This window comes from Streptococcus sp. HMSC065C01, assembly GCF_001813525.1.
Classification (GTDB): domain Bacteria; phylum Bacillota; class Bacilli; order Lactobacillales; family Streptococcaceae; genus Streptococcus; species Streptococcus parasanguinis_V.
The window spans coordinates 1-1,676 of record NZ_KV812843.1; the positions used below are offsets into that span (position 1 = coordinate 1).

1 protein-coding gene is annotated in these 1,676 nt (G+C 39.6%); it reads left to right on the forward strand.

Going from position 1 to position 1,676, the window contains the following annotated elements; translation table 11 throughout:
- Positions 1-1,676 (forward strand): SspB-related isopeptide-forming adhesin (locus HMPREF2918_RS03475; RefSeq protein ID WP_305366773.1); only part of this gene is annotated, 1,676 nt, incomplete at both ends.

A 1,676-nucleotide genomic window follows, 5' to 3' on the forward strand; every position in this document is an offset into this window, starting at 1 on the left:
ACAACAGTGAAAGCTGATGTACCTGGTGGTGTAGACATCGAAAATACTGCGGCTCAAGTAGTCAACTACTATAACCCAACTACTAAGAAAGTTGAAAAACCAAGCAAACCAACTGAAAAACGTGTCAACAACGTTCCAGTTGAAGTGGAATTCAACTTCACTAAACGTTTGGAAGGCCGTGAGCTTAAAGCTAACGAATTCAGCTTCGTTCTTAAAGATTCAGAAGGTAAGACTCTTGAAACTGTAAGCAATGATGCGACTGGTAATGTTAAGTTCTCTAAACTTGAGTTCAAGAAAGGTCAAGAAGGCGTACACAACTACACAGTAGAAGAAGTTAAAGGAACAGACGCAACCGTTACATACGATACCATGAAAGCGAATGTAACAGTTACAGTGAAACACGATGGAACAGCTAAAGTTCTTATCGCGACTGTAGGCGACATTGCGGATAAAGAATTTAACAACCGTGTAACACCTCCAGAAGAACCTAAGTTCCAACCAGAGAAATTCGTTCTTAACAAAGAAAAATTTGATATCACTGGTTCAAAACTTGCTGACGATGATGATGAGTTGACAGATGAGTATGCAGATACAAATGCCAACCCATATGCGGATGGTACTGCCAACAACGAAGCAGAAAACATCAATACCAAGACTGTTAACCGTGGAGATAAGTTGGTTTACCAAGTATGGTTGGATACAACTAAATTTTCAGCAACTAACAAAGAAAACATCCAATCTGTAGGAATTTCAGATGACTACGATGAAGCGAAGTTGGAACTTGATTCTACTAAGATCAAAGCTTACGATTCAGTAACAGGCGCAGAAGTAACAGATAAATTCGATATCACAGTTAATAACGGAGTAATCACAGCAACTATTAAAGCTGGCTTCACTAAATCTCTAGGAGATGCAGAAAATACTCAAGTTATCGACACAACTAAATTTGAATTTGGACGTTACTACAAGTTTGACATTCCAACAACAGTGAAAGCTGATGTTGCTGCTGGTGTAGATATTGAAAATACTGCAGCGCAAGTTGTAAACTACTACAACCCAACAACTAAGAAGGTTGAAACACCAGAGAAACCTACTCAAAAACGTGTAAACAACGTTCCAGTACCAGTAGAGTTCAACTTCACTAAACGTTTGGAAGGTCGTGAGCTTAAAGCCAACGAATTCAGCTTCGTGCTTAAAGATTCAACAGGTAAGACTCTTGAAACTGTAAGTAATGATGCATCAGGTAACGTTAAGTTCTCAGCTCTTGAATTCAAGAAAGGTCAAGAAGGCGTTCACAAGTATACAGTTGAAGAAGTCGCAGGAACAGATGCAACAGTATCATACGATACAATGAAAGCAGAAGTAACTGTAACAGTATCACACGACGGAACAGCTAAAGTTCTCGTGGCAACTGTTGGTGATATCGCTGATAAAGAATTCAATAACACAGTTCGTCCTCCAGAAGAACCTAAGTTCCAACCAGAGAAATACGTTGTTTCTAAAGAAAAATTCGATATCACAGGCGACAAGCTCGTTGATGATGACAAAGAGTTGGCAGACAAGTACGCAGATACTAATGCGGACCCATATGCGGACGATGCATCAAACAACGAAAAAGAAAACTTGAACACCAAGACTGTGAACCGTGGCGACAAGTTGGTTTACCAAGTATGGTT